Annotated in this window: 4 protein-coding genes and 1 pseudogene; 3 read left to right on the forward strand and 2 right to left on the reverse strand. The window is 62.0% G+C overall.

What is annotated here, in order from left to right:
• Window positions 1–673: sugar phosphate isomerase/epimerase (locus FD715_RS22285; RefSeq protein ID WP_147115455.1), on the reverse strand; the 673-nt coding region annotated here is incomplete at its 3' end.
• A gap of 3 nt (window positions 674–676) precedes the next feature.
• Complete coding sequence (locus FD715_RS22290; RefSeq protein ID WP_147115458.1) at window positions 677–1,636, reverse strand: sugar phosphate isomerase/epimerase; 960 nt, start codon at window positions 1,634–1,636, stop codon at window positions 677–679.
• Between the two features lie 133 nt (window positions 1,637–1,769).
• Between FD715_RS22290 and FD715_RS22295 the strand changes: the two are divergent.
• The 3 genes and pseudogenes from FD715_RS22295 to FD715_RS22910 all read left to right on the forward strand — a co-directional run.
• A pseudogene (locus FD715_RS22295) lies at window positions 1,770–2,051 on the forward strand (transposase); the annotation flags it as partial.
• A gap of 151 nt (window positions 2,052–2,202) precedes the next feature.
• Complete coding sequence (locus FD715_RS22300; protein WP_147115461.1) at window positions 2,203–2,547, forward strand: hypothetical protein; 345 nt, start codon at window positions 2,203–2,205, stop codon at window positions 2,545–2,547.
• Window positions 2,548–3,283: 736 nt separating this feature from the next.
• On the forward strand, window positions 3,284–3,549 hold a 266-nt coding region (locus FD715_RS22910), incomplete at its 3' end, for a hypothetical protein (protein ID WP_223275054.1).

Here is a 3,549-nt window from a genome sequence, read left to right on the forward strand (position 1 = left end):
CCGCCGTCAGCGCGGCGTCGAGGTCCATGCGACCCTCACCCATGCGGGTGCCGACGATGTGCATGCCGACACCGTAGGAATCGGGCACGATGTCGTAATCCTTGATGTGCAGGTTGCCCGCGTGCGGTGCGAGCGTCGCGACCGTCTCTGTAGGCCATTCGCCGTTTGCCACGGAATTGGCAACATCGACGCAGATCGTCACGCGCTCGTGCGCCGCCTCGCGCGCGATCCGGGCGAGCGTCACCGGCGCGAGATCAAAGTGGTTCTCGAGCGCAATAGTACAGCCGGCCTTGCCGAAGACATCGCCGAGGTAGCGAAGGCGATCGCGGAAGGCCGCCTCGTTGCCGCTGATGGCGTCGCGATTGGGCGCGATCCGGATGACCGCGGCACCCAGAAAGTCCGCCAGTTCGACCTGTCGCGCAAGGTGTTCGTCGTCCATCCGGTTGGTGCCGAGCTGGATGCCGAGGCCAGTCTCGTCGGCCCGCGCCCCGAGCGTCTCGATCTCCGCGGGTGTTTGAGCTGTCAGGTCGAGGTTCTCCGCGAACTGAACGAAGTCCGCGCCGGCCTCGGCGCCAGCTTCGAGGAAATCGACGGGCCCCATCGGGGTGGCGGGATGCTGGTCGCGAATACCGATCGACCAGCGGAAGCAGAATGTGCCGATACCCACTCTCATGACTCAGACCAGCGCCTTGATGAGGTCGCGGAAGGCCGGGCCAGGCTCGCCCCGGTCGATCATCGCACCGAGCCCGTCCATGCCGATCTTGTCGATCAGCCCCTCGAAGATATCCATGATCTCGAACGTGGCCTCCAGCGCCTCGGCGGGATCGCCTTTGCGGGTGAAAACGTCGTAGGCGAACCAGCCCGACCACCCGAGCCGCCGAACCCAGTAGAGTGTCTCGATCGTCTCCCAGAGGTTGACGCTTCCGGGCAGCGTGTCCCAGTCCCACTGGCGGTCGTTGTCGTTGAAGTGGACGTAGAACAATCGGTCTTTGTGATGGGCCAGCGCCAGCTCTGCCGCAGGCGACTCGCCGGCGATAAGTGCGTGCCCAGCATCCATGGTCACGCCCACGTTCTTTGCGCCTACCTCTTCGCACATCAGAAGCGTGCGAGGCATCGTTCCGAGCGTGATGCGGTTACGGACCTCGAAGGGCTTGTATTCGAGACTGACCCGGATCTCGGGCCGGTGCGCGGCGGCTTCGCGGAGCGCCTCGACCATCCAGTTCCATTGCGCCTGGTAGTCGACCTCGAAGGGATGGTCCCAGCCGTCGATCAGAGGGCAGACACTGACCATGTCGGTGCCGGTCTCGACGGCCATATCCATGCCGGACTTAATATAGTCGAGCGCGAGAGCGCGCACCTCCGGGTCGGAATTCGTCAAAGCGCCGCGGCAAAACTCGTGGTCGCCCTTGATGTTCACGTTCACCGCAGACACCGGCAGATCACAGGCCTTCAGGGCGCCAAGATACTCACCCTGGCGACCAATGTCCTGCGGATAGACCGGCTCAACACCATGCGCGCCCTTGAGCTTCTCCGAAGCACGCAAGCGGTCCTCGAAGCTTTGCGCGGGCTGGTAGGTGTGGAAGCGATCCGAATACTTCCCGAGCGTGCCCAGCAGCACTGAATTCCTAATCGCCATGACCTCCCCCAGCGTCGAATCTGTTTCTGTATCCCAAGTTGTATACAAAGAAGAACACAGTCAAGTGGTCTGCTCCTACTGAAGTGCTCCACTTACTGAGATAGATTTATCTCGTCAGGAGGAGGACGAAGCGATGGGTGGAAAGCGCGAGAAGCCCGAGGACATCGTGCTGAAGCTACGGCAGATCGAGGTGCTGCATGGCCAAGGCATGCCGGTCGCCGATGCGGTGCGCCAGGTCGGGATCACACAGCAGAGCTACTACAGGTGGCGGCGGCAATACGGCGGCATGAGCCGGAGCCAGCTGAAGCGGCTGAAGGAGCTCGAGAAGGAGAACCAGCGCCTGCGCCGGGCGGTCTCCGATCTGACGCTCGACAAGCTCATCCTGGCAGAGGCCGCGCGGGGAAACTTCTTCTCTATTCGGGGGTCATGGGTCAACTCCGCAGTCTGAGCCTGCATGTCAGTGAAGATAAGGTCGGACCTGCGGAGCTTTCATCGCTTTCACGTTTCCCCCAACATATTGGACAATGGCCAGATCAACTTTGACGTGAAACAATGCTACCCTGAAGATGCGCGACCTGAGCCGACTGCCGGGTGTGGCGCGCGACGACTCGAGGGGGGATGCGATGCCGACCATTCGATTGATTGCGCCAAACGAGGAACCGCGGGAGGCGGCCTTCTACGATCTGGAAATGTCCTGGGTGCCCGTGCCCGGGGACATGGTGGTCTTGAGCATCACCGGGCGCGGTGACCTCAGGTATCGTGTGATCGACCGAACTATCTACACCAACTTCTCGGCCGACCACGTGCAAGCCGATGAACCGCTTGTCTATCTCGAGATCCAGCGCCTGCCCGCAACCGGCATTCGCGAGACGGATGAGGGCGCCGAAGAAGCCTCATCCTATCACTCTTGAGCCTTGCAGCCGAAGGCTTGGCTCGAGCTGAGTATGTCATAAGCTCTTCACAATCTTCACAGATTGTTTCCCCTCCGGGTTTCGCTTCTCGATGACCTAAGGTCAGCCATAGATTTAGCTCGTACGAGTGAGGCTGTCGATTCGAGTTACGGCAGACTGCGCGCTTCCCGTCGTTTTGCCCGCTTGGATGGTGAAGCCCGCGAATGGTGCCAGTGGGGGCCGGAGTTCCCCAAGCTCCGGCCCATTCCTCCGGTCGAATGCTTGCATGGCCTACCGCGGCCGGTGCCGCCCGACACAGGCGATCTGTTACCTGTCTCGGGTTTGGGCGCAGGCCCCAGAGCAATGCGGGTCGTCGGTCACGACCGCAGCACAGCCCGGCGGTATGACCAGTCCTCCCGGATGTATGGCCAGTCCTGATCCGAGACTTGGTTCCGGGCGGTCCGGCGGATCGTTCGTTTCGCCACGACCGCAGTCGCAGACCCGCTCATGTGCGCCATGTGGAGGACATGCGCCCGAGGAGTACGTCCGCAACCAGACGAGACCTGACCCCGACCGAGAGGCCGAACTGCCGGTGGAGCGTCTACGTCCGCCAGCGTAGAGACGCCGACGACACGGAAACCCCGGCGATCCCTTTTGCTTGCGAGCCGATCTTCCGGGCGACACGCAAGAGCTCGTGCCGCAACCGGAAGGCGGCTGCGCCCCTCTGAAAAGCGACGTCAAAGCAGGATGGGAAGCCATGATTGTTGCCCGCAAGGGCCTATGGACCTGTCGCGCCAGAGGCAGGAACGGCCTGCCGCCTTGGAAACGCCTCATTCTTTCGTATTACGCCACGGCGCGTCGCGCGGAGGGTCATGAACATCCCTCAAAAACGCGGCACACAGCCCTCGAACCATCACGTCCCATGGAGCAGAATGCCATGCCGTCAAAAACCAACCGACCCTTGCCGCGCCTTCGATCGGCTTTTCTGACGTTCATGGTCCTGCTGACGCTCCTGATCATCCT

The organism is Tateyamaria sp. syn59 (assembly GCF_007995245.1).
Taxonomy (GTDB): domain Bacteria; phylum Pseudomonadota; class Alphaproteobacteria; order Rhodobacterales; family Rhodobacteraceae; genus Tateyamaria.